This window comes from Jiangella mangrovi (genome assembly GCF_014204975.1).
In the GTDB taxonomy this organism is placed as follows: domain Bacteria; phylum Actinomycetota; class Actinomycetes; order Jiangellales; family Jiangellaceae; genus Jiangella; species Jiangella mangrovi.
Map to the genome: position 1 here is coordinate 733,966 of NZ_JACHMM010000001.1, position 16,162 is coordinate 750,127.

11 protein-coding genes are annotated in these 16,162 nt (G+C 71.6%); 4 read left to right on the plus strand and 7 right to left on the minus strand.

What is annotated here, in order from left to right:
• Window positions 1–549: a cupin domain-containing protein gene (locus HD601_RS03365; RefSeq protein ID WP_221440510.1), complete on the plus strand. Its 549-nt coding sequence runs from the start codon at window positions 1–3 to the stop codon at window positions 547–549.
• On the opposite strand, the gene HD601_RS03370 is transcribed toward HD601_RS03365, so the two are convergent.
• Complete coding sequence (locus HD601_RS03370; protein WP_184819326.1) at window positions 495–1,493, minus strand: zinc-dependent alcohol dehydrogenase family protein; 999 nt, start codon at window positions 1,491–1,493, stop codon at window positions 495–497. The two genes, HD601_RS03365 and HD601_RS03370, sit on opposite strands and share 55 nt — an antisense overlap.
• Window positions 1,494–1,556: 63 nt before the next feature.
• Here HD601_RS03370 and HD601_RS03375 point away from each other — a divergent pair, with 63 nt between their 5' ends.
• Window positions 1,557–1,856: a helix-turn-helix transcriptional regulator gene (locus HD601_RS03375; protein ID WP_184819328.1), complete on the plus strand. Its 300-nt coding sequence runs from the start codon at window positions 1,557–1,559 to the stop codon at window positions 1,854–1,856.
• Here the strand turns inward: HD601_RS03375 and HD601_RS03380 are convergent.
• The 6 genes from HD601_RS03380 to HD601_RS03405 form a co-directional block, all read right to left on the minus strand.
• Window positions 1,846–2,949, minus strand: a complete 1,104-nt coding sequence (locus tag HD601_RS03380) for a serine hydrolase (RefSeq protein ID WP_184819330.1) — start codon at window positions 2,947–2,949, stop codon at window positions 1,846–1,848. The two genes, HD601_RS03375 and HD601_RS03380, sit on opposite strands and share 11 nt — an antisense overlap.
• Complete coding sequence (locus HD601_RS03385) at window positions 2,946–3,410, minus strand: hypothetical protein (RefSeq protein WP_184819332.1); 465 nt, start codon at window positions 3,408–3,410, stop codon at window positions 2,946–2,948. The genes HD601_RS03380 and HD601_RS03385 overlap by 4 nt, the downstream gene beginning before the upstream one ends.
• Before the next feature lie 41 nt (window positions 3,411–3,451).
• A complete protein-coding gene (locus tag HD601_RS03390) occupies window positions 3,452–4,117 on the minus strand; it encodes a hypothetical protein (protein ID WP_184819334.1) in 666 nt (221 codons plus the stop codon).
• Between the two features lie 75 nt (window positions 4,118–4,192).
• Complete coding sequence (locus HD601_RS03395) at window positions 4,193–8,821, minus strand: CehA/McbA family metallohydrolase (RefSeq protein ID WP_184819336.1); 4,629 nt, start codon at window positions 8,819–8,821, stop codon at window positions 4,193–4,195.
• 173 nt (window positions 8,822–8,994) lie between these two features.
• The gene (locus tag HD601_RS03400; RefSeq protein WP_184819338.1) at window positions 8,995–11,613 is read right to left on the minus strand and encodes an outer membrane protein assembly factor BamB family protein; all 2,619 of its coding nucleotides are present in this window, start codon (window positions 11,611–11,613) and stop codon (window positions 8,995–8,997) included.
• Window positions 11,614–11,653: 40 nt separating this feature from the next.
• Window positions 11,654–12,811, minus strand: a complete 1,158-nt coding sequence (locus tag HD601_RS03405; RefSeq protein ID WP_184819340.1) for a HupE/UreJ family protein — start codon at window positions 12,809–12,811, stop codon at window positions 11,654–11,656.
• A gap of 486 nt (window positions 12,812–13,297) precedes the next feature.
• Between HD601_RS03405 and HD601_RS03410 the strand changes: the two genes are divergently transcribed.
• Both HD601_RS03410 and HD601_RS03415 read left to right on the plus strand, forming a co-directional pair.
• Window positions 13,298–14,500, plus strand: a complete 1,203-nt coding sequence (locus tag HD601_RS03410) for a dipeptidase (RefSeq protein ID WP_184819342.1) — start codon at window positions 13,298–13,300, stop codon at window positions 14,498–14,500.
• Complete coding sequence (locus HD601_RS03415) at window positions 14,497–16,140, plus strand: ABC transporter substrate-binding protein (RefSeq protein ID WP_184819344.1); 1,644 nt, start codon at window positions 14,497–14,499, stop codon at window positions 16,138–16,140. Before HD601_RS03410 ends, HD601_RS03415 begins: the two co-directional genes overlap by 4 nt.
• Window positions 16,141–16,162 lie beyond the last annotated feature (22 nt).

Consider the following 16,162-nt stretch of genomic DNA (forward strand, 5'->3'; position numbering starts at 1 on the left):
ATGGACAAGTTACCTGTCGATCGTAGCGAAGTCGAGCGGTTCACCCTCGGCGCCGACGAGCTCACGGTGCTCGCCACCTCGGCCCAGACCGGCGGCGCGATCTTCGCCGTCGAGATCCGCATGCCGCCGGGTGGCGGTGTGCCCGTGCTGCACCGGCACGCGCCGGGCGAGGTCTACCACGTGCTCGCGGGCGAGTTCTCCTTCTACATCGGCGACGGCGTCAGCGGTGCGGTCCGGCGGGTGGTCGCCGGAGTCGGCGACGTCGTGCCGCTGGCGGGGCAGACGCCGCACACCATCCGCAACGAGGGGACCACCGACGCGGTCGCGTTCGTGGTGCACTCCCCCGGCGCGCCCATGGAGGGGTTCTCGCGCGCGGCCGCCGCCCTGGCCGCGGCCGCCGGTGGGACGCCGGCCATTGAAGACGTCCCTCGCCCTCGCCCAGCAGCACGGCATCGAGATGCTCGGCCCGTACGCCGCGGGAGACACACCCCGGGTCAGTGCCGCACGGTGACGACGACCTTGCCGAAGCGCTCGCCGGAGTCGAGGTAGCGGTGCGCGACGGCGACCTCCGTCAGCGGGAACAGCCGGTCGACGACGGCGCGGAAGGCGCCGTCGCGCAGCCCGGACGCGACGTAGGCGGCCGCTCGTCGCAGCCGGTCGGGGTCGCGGGTGGTCTCGTGCACGGTGTACGTGCGCACGTTCAGCGCCGGCATGCCCAGTTCGAACCCCGGGTAGGGCGTCGGCCGGCCGCTCTGCGCACCCCACAGCAGCAGCGTGCCGCCGGGCGCGACGGCGCGGGCGAGGTCGATGACGCCCGGCCCGGCGACCGCGTCGAAGACGGCGGCGGCGCCGCGGCCGCCGGTCAGCTCGAGCACCCGGCGCGCCACGTCCTGCTCGGCCGAGACGACGACCTCGGCCGCGCCCTCGGCGCGCAGCCGGTCCGCCTTCGCCGGGGTGCGCGTGACGGCGACCGGCGTGGCGCCCAGCCGGGCGGCCGTGTGCAGCGCCGCCAGCCCGACGCCGCTGGAGGCCGCGGTGACCACCGCGACGTCGCCCGGGCGCAGCCCGGTGACCTCGGCCATCGCGCCGTACGCCGTGAGGTACGGCATCCACACCGCCGCGCCGGACACCGCGTCGACATCCTGGGGTCGCGGGAGCAGGGCCCGCGCCGGGACGACCGCCCGCTCCGCGTACACGCCGTAGTCGTTCTGCGAGAACGCCGGCACGACGCTCACCGCCTGCCCGGGCTCCAGCCCGCCGACGCGCGGCCCGAGCGCCTCGACGACGCCTGCCGCCTCGGTGCCGAGCAGGGCCGGGAACTGCTTGACCGGCTCGATGTACTGCCCGGCGCGGAAGAGCGCCTCGGCCCGGTTGATCCCGATGGCGTCGACGCGGACCAGCACCTCGCCCGGCCCCGGCCGGCCGGGGTCGACGTCGTCGAGCCGGAGCACCTCGGGACCGCCGTGCTCGTGGAACCGCACCGTGAGCGCCATGCGCCCACTCTGCGCCGTTGTTCGATGGCTGTCAAACTTCGATAGCTGTCGTACTATGACGGCGTGAGCCGGACGCCGCCGCACCCCGACGTGTCGCAGATCGACCTGCAGAGCGTGCTCGAGGCCGTCGTCGACCCGGTCCGGCGCAGCATCGTCACGCAGCTCGACGCCGCTGGCCACGACATCAAGTGCGGCGACTTCGACCTCCCGGTCAGCAAGTCGACGGCGACCCACCACTTCACCGTGCTGCGCGAGGCCGGGCTGATCCGCCAGTACTACGTCGGGGTCGCCCGCCTGAACGCGCTGCGCCGTGCCGACCTCGACCGGGCGCTGCCCGGCCTGCTCGACGCCATCACCGGCTGAGCGCCTCGGCGACCAGCCGGTCGACCGTGGCCGCGGCGCTCCAGTCGACGCTGAAGAGGTTGCGCAGCACCGCCACCGCGACGCCGGAGTCGATGTCGGCGTAGGCGGCGGACCCGTTGGCGCCGAGCATGCCGAACACCGAGCCCGAACGCCCCGGCGCGCCGCCGGGCGGGCGGTGCGGGCCGAACCCGAACGCCCACGCCGTCGGCACGTTCATCACCTCGTCCAGGCCCTCGTACGCCGGCGTTGCCAGCGCCGTCAGCCGCTCCGGAGAGACGAGCCGGACGCCGTCGACCGGGCCGAGCAGCCCGCCGTACACGGTGGCCGCCCCACGCGCCGTCACGGTTCCCATCGAAACGATGTCCGACGTCAGCACGTCGCGCCGGTTGGCGGCGTCGGCGTCCATGCGCAGGCCGGGCGGCATCGCGCGGTCGCCCGGCGAGCCAGGCTTGGGCCGCGGCAGCGGCGCGACCGGCCGGTGCTGGTGCGCGACCCGGCCCAGCAGCGGCTCGGGCACGCCGAAGTGGACGTCGGCGGCGACGCCGAGCGGCTCCGTGACGGCGTCGCGCAGCCGGTCGGTGATGCTCCGGCCGGTGGCCCGGCGGACGAGCTCGCCGACCAGGAAGCCGAAGGTCAGCGCGTGGTAGCCGAATCGGGTGCCGGCCGGCCACCACGGCTCGGCGTCGGCGAGGACCGCGCACATGTGGTCCCAGTCGCAGAGCTGCTCGAGGGTGGTGTCGTACGGCGGCGCCGGCACCCCCGCGGTGTGCAGCAGCACGTGCCGCAGCGTCACGCCGTCCTTGCCGTGCCGCGCGAACTCCGGCCAGACCTCGGCCGCGCGCAGGTCGTACGTCAGCTCGCCGCGCTCGACCAGCGCGTGCGCGACCGCGGACGCGATGCCCTTCACCGTCGACGCCGACCAGAAGAGCGTGTCCGGCCCGACGGGTTCGGCTCGCGCGGCGTCGCGGGTGCCGGCGACGGCGTCGACGATCAGCTCGCCGCGGTGCAGGACGGCGACCTGCAGACCCACCTCACTGCCATCGTCGACCAGCTCGTCGATCGCCGACTGGACCTGCTGCTGGAGGGTGGTCACTCGGACACCGGCTCCTTGGCCTCGCGCAGGACGGCGACGGCGATGGCGCGGCAGCCGCCTGCGAAGGCCAGCCCGAGGCCGACGGCCAGCAGCGGCAGCCCGATGTTGAACGGCATGCTTGCGAGGTAGTTGAGCGCCGATCCCTCGCTGACGTGCGAGAAGCTGGCCGCGACCACCGCGAGCGCGAAGATGCCGGCGCCCACCGTCCCGACGACGGCCCACATGGCGGCGGTCAGGCTGCGCGCCGCCCAGAGGCTCGCCACCACGGCGACGGCCAGGAAGGCGAGGGTCAGCAGGGTCCAGCCGCCGCCGCTGCTGAGGCTCGCGTACGCCCACCCGGAGTACGACCACGCGTAGCCGTCCTGGTTGAACCAGGGCAGCAGATACCCGGCGACGGCCATCAGCGACCCGGCCAGCAGCGCCGCATCGGGCGCCGGGCGAAGGCTCTCCTCGGACTCCATGGCCGCACTGTAACGGCGCCCGACGAACGCCAGGTGACGCGTCAGTCGCCGCCGTCCGGGTCCATCCGGAAGAACCGGAGCTCGCAGGACAGCCAGCCCGGCTGGGTCGGGTGGTCGGTGACGTCCTTGCCCGTCAGCCGGTAGCCGTGATCGGCGAAGAGCCGCACGACGGCGCGCTCCCACTCGTCGAGCAGGTGCCGCTTGGGCCGTGGGGCGGAGAATCGCGGCGCGTACCCGGGCAGCCGCCGTTCGAGCTGGGACCGGTGGAAGATCAGCGACTCCCTGAGCGCCACGAACTCGAGGTCCGGCCCGTCCCCCGCCTCGAACGCCGGCTCGGTGGCGGCCGGCGAGGTGCGCGCCGGCCCGGCGGGGCCACGGCGCTCGCCGTCACCCCGTCCACGAAGCCCGACACGGAGCCGGTCGATATCGGTCCGCTCGAAACGCAGGATCGCGGTGGTGTCGCTCGGGCGATCCGGGTCCGGGCCGACGAACTCGTCGACGAGCCGGTATGGCAGCGCGGCGAAGAACTCTTTGATGGCGCGGATCCAGGGGTCGAGGTCGCCCGGGCGGGTCGACGGCACGCTGGCGCGTTTGGTGGAGCGCCAGGCCATCACACCGTTCTCGAGGTGCATCCGGGTCCGGCTCAGCGAGTCCTCCGGGTCGGGCACCAGGCCCGAGTCCACTCCGTCATCGTCGGCGAACCGCATGTCCGGACTGTCCTCGTCCGCCCGGCCCTCCCGCAACCCCTTACGCGGCCCTGTTCACGCCGCCGATGTCCGGCGTTACCGCAGCACGGGCCGGCCCTTCGCGGCGTCGAAGGACCAGACGGTGGCGAAGTCCCAGCCCATCGCCTCGTAGGTACCCTGGCTCGCGGCCGCCGCGGCGGTGACGGTCGCGCCGTTCAGGGTGTCGGGGCCGGTCGCGGGCACCGACTGCGTCGCGGCGACGACGGTGTCAGCGGCGGCGTTGCCGGACAGGGTCGCGGTGTTGCCGGCCAGCACCCGGGCCACGACGCGGTGGGCGTAGCCGGTGGCGACGACCTCCGAGTTCAGCGCCATGCTGTTGCGCAGCGTCGTGCCGGTGTAGGCGTAGCCGCTCACGCCGCCCGCGTTGGCGTCGCCGACCACCTCGACGTGGCCGGTGGCGTAGGTCCGCTCGGTCAGCGAGCCGACACCGGTGATGCCCGCGACGCCGCCGGCCTGCCGCCCGCCGGTCGCGTACACGTCCGCCGTTGAGTAGCTGTCGCGGAACTGCCCGTAGGTGTAGCCGATGACGCCGCCGACGGTGGAGCCGCCGGCGATCATGCCGGACGTCGCGACCCGCTCGACGACGCCGTAGCTGGTGTTGACGAGGATGCCGACGTTCGCGGCCGCGGTCTCGACGGCGGCGCCGTCGACGGCGAGGTCGTGGATGCGCCCGCCGGCCGCCACCAGCGGGAACAGCCCGCCCGAGGGCGAGGTGAACCCGCGCAGCCGATGCCCGGCGCCGTCCAGCGAGCCGGAGAAGCCGGTCCGCGCCAGCGTGAGTCCGGGGTGGTCGCTCAGGTCGAGGTCGGCCGCCAGCCGGAACCGCTGGTCCGGGAACGCGGTGAGCTGAACCAGCCCGGCCACCGACGCCACCAGATAGGCGCCGTCAGAATCCTGCGGCAGCGACGGGACGCCGGGCTCCGACGAGCCGGGCGGCACGTCCTCGGCGACGGCGCGCAGCACCGGCCGGCGACCCTCGGCGGACCAGGCCCAGACGGTGTCGAGGTCCCAGCCGAGCGTGTCGCGGAAGAACGCCGGGTCCCGGGTCTGCTCGACCGTCGCGGTGGCGCCCATGAGGTTGGTCGCCGCCGGCGGGTCGAGGACCGTCTGCTTGGCGGCGACCACGCCCTCGGACGCCCAGTTGTTGCCGAGGGTGGCCGTGTTGCCGGCGAGCACCCGGCCGAGCACGCGGTGGGCGTAGTCGGGCGCCGTCACCGTCGGGTTGAGGGCGACGGTGTCGCGCAGCACGGTCCCGGTGTAGCCGTAGCCGGCCACGCCGCCGGTGTTCCGCGTGGACGCGCCGACCGGGCCGGCGGCGTAGACCCGCTCCGTCGTCGACCCGGCCAGCGCGACGCCCACGGCGCCGCCGGCCTCGGTGCCGTAGCTCTGCACCCGCGCCGTCGAGTACGCGTCGCGGAGCACGCCCGCGTTGTCGCCGACGATGCCGCCGGCCCGCGAGCCGGCCGTGACCAGGCCGGTCGTGTAGACGCGCTCGACGGTGCCGGCGTTGCTGTCGGCGAGGATCCCGCCGCGCGCGGTCGCGGTCGCCACGTCCGCACCCACCACACCGAGGTCGTGCACGGTTCCCCGGTTGACGCCGATCAGTCCGCCGGCCGCGCTCACGAACCCGGTGACGACGTGCCCGGCGCCGTCCAGGTCGCCGCCGAACTCCGCGATCCGCGCGCCGGCCACACCGGTCAGGTCGAGGTCGGCGGTCAGCCGGTAGGACGCGGCCGGATCGGTCGCGATCTTGCCGAGGTCGTCGGCGGAGTCGAGCAGGTACGGGTCCTCGTCGGTGCCCGCGCCGGCCACGCCCTCCTGCAGCACCAGCGCCGGGCGCAGCTCCGACTCGCGCCGCGGACTGTCCCAGAAGCGCACCGTCACGGTGTCATTGGCGCCGGCGGCCAGCGGCGGGTCGAACGCGACCCACTGCTCGGCGCCACGCTCGTCCAGCGTCACCTCGACCAGCCGCGAGTCGAGCACCTCGGCGCCGGCGGCGTCGGAGCGGACGGCCTCGACGGTGACGGAGCGCGGGGCGCCCGGGTGGCTGATCAGGCCGACGCCGTCCAGCTCACCGCCGTCGAGCACCGCATGACTCACCGACCACGACCCCGACGGACGAGCCAGCACCGCATGGTCCACCTGCCGGCCGTCGACGGTGTACGTCGACAGCTCCAGCCCGCGACGCGTCACCTGTAGCGCGGTGCCCTGCCGGGCCTCGGCGGCGCCGAGCGTGACGAACGTGACGCCGTGAACCTCGGTGCGGGACCAGACCTCGTCGTGGCCGCCCACGTAGACGTCGACGCCGAGCCGGCCGAACAGCTCCGCGACCTGCTGCCGCCGCGCGTTCTGGCCCGGCCCCGGCGTCCCGGCGCCGAAGAACGACTCGTGCCCGACGACGACGTTCCACGGCTCGTCGGCGGCGTGGATGTCCTCGACCAGCCAGTCCAGCTGCGCGTCGAGTTCCTGGGTCGTGTTGAGGACGGCAATGTGCACGTCGCCACGGTTGAACGAGTAGTTCGTCTCGCCGACAGGTCCGCCGCCGGGCAGCGCGTACATGCTCGACGTGATCGCGTTGCGGTCCGCCGAGGTCAGGTTGTACTCCAGGTCGCCGTCGCTCTCCGCGTCGCCGACGACTGGCGCGACCTGCAGGTCCAGCCCGGCGTAGACGTCGTCGAATACGTCCTCCCAGTACTCGCGGTGCACGCCGCTCGCGACCATGTCCCCGGTCTGCACGACGGTGTCGCCACCGGGCACCTGCGTGCGGATCGCGTCCAGCCCGCCGCGCTGGAGCCCGGAGCCGAGCAGGTAGATCGGGCGGTTCTGCTTCCCGCCCGCGACGAACGACCCGCGCACGTCCGACCACGCCGCCTCGTCCTGGGCCCTCGGCGCCGCACCGTCGACGGCGACGCCGAAGCGGTACTCGTAGCGGGTGGTGTCGCGCAGCCCGGTCAGCGCGAACTCGTGGCTGCGCAGCGGCTGGCCGGTGACGGTGTCCTGGTAGACCTCGCCGGGCTTGCCGACGGTGTTGAGCTCGTACGTCGTGTCACCGGTGGACGTCAGCACCGGGGCGCTGCGCCAGGTGCGGTGGCCGGCCGGGCGGACCTGCGCGTACACCGTGCCGACGGTCGCGTCGGTGGTGACGCTGAGGCCGGCGGTCCCCGGCTCGGCGCCGACCGTGGCGACGGTGCCGAAGAACTGGAACACCCCGGCCGGGTCCGCGGCGTCCTGGTCGACCTGGATGCGCAGCAGCTCGGCGCCGACGTTGCCGGCGTCGTCGGTGGCCTTCACGACGACGACGTGGTCGGAGTAGCCGCGGACGGTGAAGCGGCCGTCGACGACCGGGACCTGCCCGTTGTCGTCCCACACCTCGTAGGTGACGGCCGGCTGCTCGCCGCTGTCGTCGACGGCGCTGACGGACGGCAGCGCGACGGTGTCGCCGTACGCCGCCGCGTCGGGCACAGCGGGGTCGACAGAGATGACCGGCGCGTAGTCGGCGCCGCGGGTGGTCTCGCCGACCCAGACCGGCGCCGAGACGACGGTGTCGCCGTCGGCCTGCGTGGCCACGACGTAGAAGTAGTCGCCGTCGGCCGCGGGCAGCTCGTGCGTCACCCGCACCGAACGCCCGGACACCGCCAGCGCCTCGTACGCGACCGCGCCGCCGTTGGTCAGGACCCGCACGGACGTGAACGCGTCGGCGCCGTCGGGGTCGGTCAGCCCGATGTCCAGCGCCACGGAGCCGGTGTCCGCCGGCAGGACCGAGCCCATGAGCTGCCCGTTGACGCCGTACTCGAGGACGGTGTTCTGGTCCTGCGTCGAGTACATGCTGCGCTCGCGCATCGCCCGGTAGACGCCGTCGCGGCTCTTCTCCGTCGCCCACACACCGGTGAGCGACTCGTCGCCGGTCACCCAGTTCGCGCCGTGCTCGTCGCCGTTCCACACCGGCGCCAGGTGCCAGCCCTTGTCCAGCGCGATCTGGAACTGGGCCAGGTTGGTGGCGTTCTTGACCTCGATGAGGTCGATGCGGTCGTCGACCTCGCGGTCCAGGTGCGCGAAGGCGGCGAAGTCGCCCTTGCCGGCCGGGTCGGGGTGGTTGAACTGCGCGATCGCCTCGGGGGCCTGCTTGAGCCGCGCGTAGAACGTCGGCAGGTCGTACTTGAGGTCACCCGTCGCGGCGCCGAACGAGAGCGAGTCGCCCTCGCTGCGCGCCGTCGTGAACCAGTCGGTGTTGAACAGGTTCATGTGGCCGGAAGTGTCGTACCAGGTGATCTCCTCGGCCGGGATCGTCACCAGGTCGTCCTGCGCGGCGTTGAACGCGTCGGAGACCTCGTGCAGGTAGCGCCACTCGTCGGACACCGCGTCGCGCCAGTCGGTGGTGAAGTCGTCGCTGTTGCGCCGGTCGTAGAGCACGTCGTGCTCGGACAGCGTGAAGAAGTCGGCGTCGCTGTTGCCGGCGACGTGCTCGAACGCGTCCTGCGGGGTCTCGACGCCGTCGCTGACCTCGGTGTGCGCATGGAACTCGCCGGTGAACCAGGTCCGGCCCAGGTACTCCGGCCGGTCCTCCCCCGCTGGAGCCGCTGCCGCCGGTCCCGTCGTCAGCGCGGACACGATCAGGACCAGCGCGGGGACCAGCCGGACACCAGCAGATCGGGCAGAGAACGGCACCTGCGACTCCTCGGACAGACGGCGTGAATCGGCACGAAGCTGTCCGACAGGTTGCCCGTCCCGGGTGACCCGAACCTGGTGCCCGAGGCGACGGGAGGTGACCGTGCGGTGAACTCACGGCCGGAGGGCCGGTCACCGCGAACGGTGGCCGGCCCTCCGGGTGGAGCGATGGATCAGCTGCTCTTCGTGAAGGCGTACAGGTTGCCGTCCCACGAGCCGAACACCAGCGTGTTGCCGGTGGCCGCGAAGCCGGTGGCGTTCCACGCACCGGTCTCGTAGTCCCAGACGATCGCACCGGTCGCCCGGTCGAAGCCGTACATGTGACCGTTGTTGGCGCCGACGTAGACGGTGTCACCGGTGACCAGCGGCGAGCCGAACACACCACCCTGGTCGATGTCGCCCGGCAGCATGGTGCTCCAGACCACCGCGCCCGACGCCGCGTTCAGCGCCGTGACCCGGCCGTCGGGGAAGCCCATGTAGACGGTGTCGCCGGCGATGGCCGCCGTCGACGTGACCGCGTCGTTGGACTGCAGCGACGGGCCGGTGCTGCGGTGGATCCACAGGTCCGCGCCGGTCACGACGTCGCGGGCCACGACGGAGTTGTCCTCACCGACGTAGACCCGGCCGCCGCCGACCGAGGGAACGCCGCCGCCGGTGCCGCCGAGGGCGTTCGACGACTGCCACAGGCGGGTGCCCGTCGCGACGTCGTAGGCGAGGATCTTGCCACCGTTGCCGCCGCCGTTGCCGACGAAGACCCGGCCGTCCTGGACGACGGGCGTGCCACCGGCCATCTCGTTGTTGACCATCGGGGCCAGCCAGATGGTCTCGCCGGTCTTGGGGTCCAGCGCCTCGAGGGCACCCGAGGCACCCGGGCCGAAGCGCTCGGCGTGGGTCCAGAAGACCTTGCCGTCGGACACCGTGACACCCCAGCCGCCCCACTTGCGCTGGACGTAGGGCTCCGGCGCGGCCTCCGGCGAACGCTTCCACAGCAGCTCGCCCGTGGCGGCGTCGATCGCGTAGAGGTTCGCGCGCAGACTCTGGGCGTAGACCACACCGTCGTAGACGGCGACGGTCCGGCTGACCGACGAGTCGGTCGGGAACTCCCAGAGCTTCGTGCCGGTGGCGAGGTCGACGGCGTGGACCGCGCTGATGTCCTCGGCGTTCTCGTCCCGCGTGCCGGCGTACACGACGCCGTCGACGATCGTGGGCGAGCCGGTGAGGAACGTGCCCGGCGTCCGGTAGATCCAGGCCAGGTCGAGGTCACGGCCGAGGTTCTCGGACGCGATGCCGCTGTGCTGCTCGTTGCCCTGGTGCTGCGGCCAGTCGTTCGTGGCCGACGGGACGACGGGCTTCTCGTTGGTGACGGTGAACGTCTCCGTCTTCGACCAGAGCGCGCCGCCGGGGCCGTGCGCCTGGATCTCGATGCTGTGCGCGCCCGGCTTCAGACGCGGACCGCTCCACTTGTTGAACCACGACATCTCGCCGGACGACGTCATGCGGTGCCACGGGCCCTTGCCGTCGATCCTGTAGACGACGCGGGTGACCTCGTCGGACGTGTGGTACGCGTTGACCTGGATCTCGTCCAGACCGGCTGCGGCGACGCTCGAGCCCGGCGCCGGGTTGGTGAGGACCAGGCTGTGGTCCATGCCATAGACCCGGAACGGGTTCTCGAAGTGGTTCCCCTGCATGTGGACGTAGCGGAAGCCACGCGGCGTCTGGTCCACGGTGTAGGAGCTGGAGTTCGTCTGCACGTGCTTCGCCGTCGGGATGAACTCGCTGTTCGCCTCGGCGTCGTTGGAGTGCGCGTGGCCGACGAGGACGAGCTCGGCGCCGTACTGCTCGAGCAGGTCACCGTAGACGTCGTACGCCCGGTTGCCGCCGAAGGTGAGGTTCATCGGCTGGTGCGTGATGACGACGACGCGCTTGTCCTGGGCGTTGAGCTCGAGGTCGCGGCGGAACCACTGCAGCTGCTGCTCGAACTGGTCCGCCTGGCTGGCCTGGCCGTTGTTCTCGATGACCACGAAGTGGCGGTTGCCGTAGTCGAACGAGTACCACTCCGGGCCGACGTAGCGGCGGTAGTTGTTGATCCGCGCCGCGTAGCTCGTGCCCGCGCTGCTCTGGTACTCGTGGTTGCCCACGGCCGGCCAGACCGGCAGCTCCGACTCCGCCGTCGCGGCCAGGTACGCCTCGAACTCGGCGTTCGTGGCGCTGTTCGTGAGGTCGCCGCTGACCTGGATGAAGTCGAGCTCGTCCTTGGTCGCGTTGATCTCGCGGATCTGCTCCGGCAGCTGCGGGTTGACGTGCGGGTCCGCGATGTTGGCGAAGGAGAACTCCGCGCTCTCCGACCCCGGGACGCGGGTCAGCGCGAAGTCCGCGGTCTTCTGGTCGTCGGCGGCCAGCTCGCCGAGGTCGGCCCAGAACTTCGGCGTCATGAACTCGTCGTTCGGCACCGCGTAGCCGGACGGCTGGGTGATGAAGACGAGGTCGGTGATGCGCCGCTCCGGGTCGACCTCGAGGCGGTAGCCGCCCTGGCCGTCGGTCTGCACGATGCTGGCGCCGTCCGAGACCAGGACGCCCTGGACGCCGCGCTCGTTCTGGTCGCGCACGCCGTCGCCGTCGCGGTCGTCGAAGACCGTGCCGGACACGATGGCGCGCGACGGGTCGACGGTCTCGGCGATGACGCGGGAGACCGGCGCCACGAACACGAGGCCGACCATGAGCACCGTCGCCAGCACCAGGAGCCGTCTGGCCCGGGCGAGTGCCTCGGGCGAGAGACGGTCGGTGATCGTCATTGCGGTTGCCTCCTCAGGCAAGGGGTGGGTCGGGTCTCGCTCACACGACGAGCGAGACCCGCTGGGCGAACCACACGAGGCCGAGCAGAGCGATGACCCCGGTGGCTCCGAGATGGACTGCCGTGGACAGCGGGAGACGTCGGATCGACGGCAGCCTGCGGGCCGCCAGGAGCAGCGGGAACGCGACCAGCACCAGCAGCAGCTGGCCGGCCTCGATGCCCAGGTTGAAGCCGGCCAGGGACCCCACCAGGCCCCAGCTCAGCTCGTCGGTGAACCGCATCGCGCTGGCGAAGCCCAGCCCGTGCAGCAGGCCGAAGGCGAAGACGACCAGCATCCGGTGCCGGACCCGGCCGGCCAGCACGCTGTCGATCGCGACGTAGGCGACCGAGAGCGCGATCAGCGGCTGGACGTACTGCGCGGGCACGTGCACCACGCCGAGGACGGACAGCGCGAGCGACAGGCTGTGCGCCGCGGTGAACACCCCGACGGACCTGGCCAGCGACGCCACCGAGGTCGCCCCGAGCAGCAGCGCGACCACGAACAGGATGTGGTCCAGGCCGCTGAGGAAGTGCTCGAAGCCCAGCTCGACGAAGCGCGCCGACGACGACAGCCACGACCGCTCCCCCGCGACGAACTCGGTGACGTAGCTGTCGACGGCCGCCTGCCCCTTGGCCTCGCCCAGCTCGTAGTCGACCAGGTTCACGTGGTCGTCGACGATGCCCTCGTCCAGCGCGAACATGGCGTAGTGCACCCGGTACGACCCGTCCTTCTCGCCGAAGCAGGAGAAGTCCAGGTCCAGCACGGCGTACGTGACGGTGTCCTGGTACTCGACGTCGGAGCGCTCCAGCTCGCCGTCGCAGGCGACGTCGTCGAGGTAGATGACGACGCGGTCGTCCACGTAGTCGGCCACCGCCCGGTTCCCGGTGCGCAGCGCCTCGCGCCGCTCCTCGTCGGTCGAGGCCTCCTCTGCGGCGCGGCCCATGCCGGTGGAGCGCGCGAGCACGTCGTACTCCACCCGCAGCTCGTAGCTGATGCGGTCACCGTCGGAGCGGATCACCGAGTAGCCGGTGGTGGTCTTGACGTGCGCGCCGGCCGGCGCCGCCGCGAGCACGGAGGCCAGCGCGGCGAGCAGCGCCACCAGGCCGGCGACCAGCAGACCTCGTAACGGCAGGGTCGTACGCCGCGTGGGGTCCGCCATCTGATGTCCTCCGGGAGCCGGTGTCTCGTGCCTGCCGGGAGCCAGTGTGAGGAGGGTGATCGAGCAGGCTCAATGCCCGAAAGAGACCGTTCATCCAGGTTTCGCCACGCAGATGGCATCTTGTATCCGATCCGGACACCCGGGTTAAGGCCGGACCAACGCGGCCGGTCGCGCGGGTGCGGGGACGGAGCTCCGGCCGGGCCATGGCCCCGCGCGCCGAGGCGGACATTTCGCCACAGAAATTCCCATGATGCGGGATGCTGCATTTCCTTCTCGTAACGATCACACGACATTCCTCGTCGCCGCGAGCCGCGCCCAGCCCCCGGCGTCAACGGACGAAGCAGCAGCTCAGAGGGGTTGCCACCGCCCGCAGCGCAGGCGAGACCCGTGATTCGATCTTCTCTCGATTTCCGAACGCCGCACACAAGAGGTCCAACCTCTCGTTATGGTTCCGACCAAAAGAGGTTGGACCACTTGGAGATGCCGATGCAGGAACCAGGCACGCGCTACCGGGGCTACCGCAGCTTCGACTACCTCGAACCGCACACCGACTACCGCGTGTTCGACCTCGCCCCTGAGATCGGGCGCGTGCCCGCGTACGACCTCGGGCTGGACGAGGAGCAGACGCGGCGGGTGACGGAGATCCTGGGGCGCGAGCACGTGATCTCGCTGCACGAGCACCCGAAGATCCTGACGACGGACCCCTCGCTGCTGAAGGAGTACAACGGCACCGGGCGCAACGCGTTCGGGTTCGAGGGCATCGCCCGGTCGGGCATGACCGCGTTCTTCGACAACTTCATGAACGGCACCAACACGGTGACGTCGGAGCACGGCTGGAAGTGGAACGACGTCGTCTTCGACCTCGGCCTGCGCTTCGCCGACGTCGCCCAGCAGGACCACGTCGTCCTCGCCCGCACCGTCGCCGACCTCGAGAAGGCGAAGGCCGAGGGCCGCATCGCGATGGTCGCCGGGCTCGAAGCCGCCACGATGATCGAGAACGAGCTGGACCGCCTCGACGTCCTCTACGGCCTCGGCGTGCGTCAGATGGGCATCGCCTACTCCATGGCCAACCAGCTCGGGTCCGGACTGGCCGAGGAGCGGGACGGCGGGCTCACGGCGTTCGGCGGCCGGGCGGTCGAGCGGATGAACAAGCTCGGCATCGCGATCGACATCTCGCACTCGTCGGACCGCACCAGCCGAGACGTCATCGAGAAGTCGTCCGTGCCGGTGTTCATCACCCACGCCGGCGCCCGGACGGTCTGGCCCACCAACCGCATGAAGCCCGACGACGTCATCGTCGCCTGCGCCGAGCGTGGCGGCGTGATCGGCATCGAGGCCGCACCGCACACCACGCTGTCGCCGGAGCACCCGGAGCACTCGCTGGAGTCGGTCATGGACCACTTCCAGTACTGCGTCGACCTGGTCGGCATCGACCACGTCGCGTTCGGCCCGGACACCAACTTCGGCGACCACGTCGGGCTGCACGACTCCTTCACCGGTCACCTCACCATCGCCAGCGCGCACGGCCACGTGGAGCACCCGCGGGTCCCGTACGTCGCCGGCGTGGAGAACCCGGCGGAGAACTTCACCAACATCGTCGGCTGGCTGGTCAAGAACGGCTGGTCCGACGAGGACATCAGCAAGGCCATCGGCCTGAACATCCTGCGCGTACTCAAGGAGGTCTGGTGAACGGGAAGATCGGACGCATCCGGAAGGCCGGCGCGGCACTCGCGATCGCGACGCTGGTCGCGGTCACGGGCTGCTCGCTCAACGAGGGCGGCGGCGAGTCGACCGGCTCCGGCGACTCGGGCGAGCAGGCCGGCGGCGCGACGCTGCGCATCGGCACGACCACGGACATGGAGAACTTCAACCCGCTGCAGTCGCTCTCGAAGACCGACAGCTGGATCCTCAACGCGACCTATCCCAGCCTGCTGCGCATCGACGAGAACGCGCAGAAGGTCCCGGAGCTGGCCGAGGACTACACCACCGAGGACGGCGGCAGCGTCGTCGTCTTCCACCTGCGTGACGACTTCGAGTGGTCCGACGGCACGCCGGTGACGGCGAAGGACGTCGCGTTCACCGCCCAGTCGATCATGGACTACCAGCTCGGCAACGTGGCGGCGAAGCTCACCTGGGTCACCGGCATCGAGGTGCGCGACGACCAGACGGTCGCGTTCACGCTGAGCGAGCCGTACGCCCCGTTCGCCGAGGGCCTCGGCTTCTGGATGCGGGTCGTGCCGGAGCACATCTTCAGCAAGGCCGGCGACCTCTCGCAGTTCGCCAACGACTCCGACTGGGTCGGCGCCGGCGCGTACATCCTCGAGTCCGCCACCAAGGGCCAGCGCTACACCCTGAAGGCGAACGAGAACTACCCGTACGCCCCCGAGGGCGGCGCCGCCGTCGAGACCGTCGAGTACGTCGTCTACCCGGATGTCAACACGATGATCCTCGCGCTGCGCAACGGCGACATCGACCTCATGGGCACGCCGGTCCCGGTGTCCGCCGTGGCCTCGCTGGAGGGCGACGAGAACATCGCCATCGAGACGGTGGGCTCGCTCGGCTTCGCCCACCTCACGTACAACATGCAGAACCCGGTGCTGGCCGACCAGACGGTCCGGCAGGCGCTGTCGATGGTGGTCGACACCGAGTCGATCATCGAGACGATCCTGCAGGGCGACGGCGAGCAGATGGTCGGCCCGATCTCACCGACCTTCGCCGACTACGACAACACCGACCTCGAGCCCTACCCGTTCGACCCGGCGGGTGCACGGACCATGCTCGAGGAGGCGGGCTACGCCGACGCCGACGGTGACGGCATGCTCGACGACCTCGCCTTCGAGGTGGTCTGCGACCAGTCCAACGCCAACCTCACCCGGGTGGCCGAGGTGGTCCGCGACGACGCCGCCGAGGCCGGCATCCAGCTCGACCTCGCCTGCATCGAGCGGAACACGTTCCTCGCCCGGACCCGCGGCGGCGAGTACGACATCGACCTGTCGCAGTGGGGCGTCTTCGACAACCCGATGGACCAGCTGCGCAGCACCTACCTGTCGACCAACCCGGGCGGCATCAACTACAACCTGGTGGCCGACCCCGAGCTGGACGCCCTGGTGAACGACGCCGCGGTCACGGCCGAGCCGGACCAGTTCGTCGAGAAGATCAAGGGCATCGACGCCTACGTGCACGACCAGGCGCTGCTCACCCCGCTGTACGTGGAGAACTTCCGGTTCGCGTACCGCGGCGACCGGTTCACCGGATTCGACCCGTCGCCGTCGGACCTGCTGGGCATGGTCACCGGCTACTCGCTGTCCCAGGTCGAGCGGGCCGGCTGAGCCCGGACCGTCCGTGACCACC

Excerpts from the sequence above, each read along its gene's own strand:
- HD601_RS03410 (WP_184819342.1), top strand. The coding sequence starts at position 13,298 with ATGCAGGAACCAGGCACGCGCTACCGGGGCTACCGCAGCTTCGACTAC.
- HD601_RS03370 (WP_184819326.1), bottom strand. The coding sequence starts at position 1,493 with ATGGCGCTCACGGTGCGGTTCCACGAGCACGGCGGTCCCGAGGTGCTC.
- HD601_RS03385 (WP_184819332.1), bottom strand. The coding sequence starts at position 3,410 with ATGGAGTCCGAGGAGAGCCTTCGCCCGGCGCCCGATGCGGCGCTGCTG.
- HD601_RS03390 (WP_184819334.1), bottom strand. The coding sequence starts at position 4,117 with ATGCGGTTCGCCGACGATGACGGAGTGGACTCGGGCCTGGTGCCCGAC.
- HD601_RS03365 (WP_221440510.1), top strand. The coding sequence starts at position 1 with ATGGACAAGTTACCTGTCGATCGTAGCGAAGTCGAGCGGTTCACCCTC.
- HD601_RS03405 (WP_184819340.1), bottom strand. The coding sequence starts at position 12,811 with ATGGCGGACCCCACGCGGCGTACGACCCTGCCGTTACGAGGTCTGCTG.
- HD601_RS03400 (WP_184819338.1), bottom strand. The coding sequence starts at position 11,613 with ATGACGATCACCGACCGTCTCTCGCCCGAGGCACTCGCCCGGGCCAGA.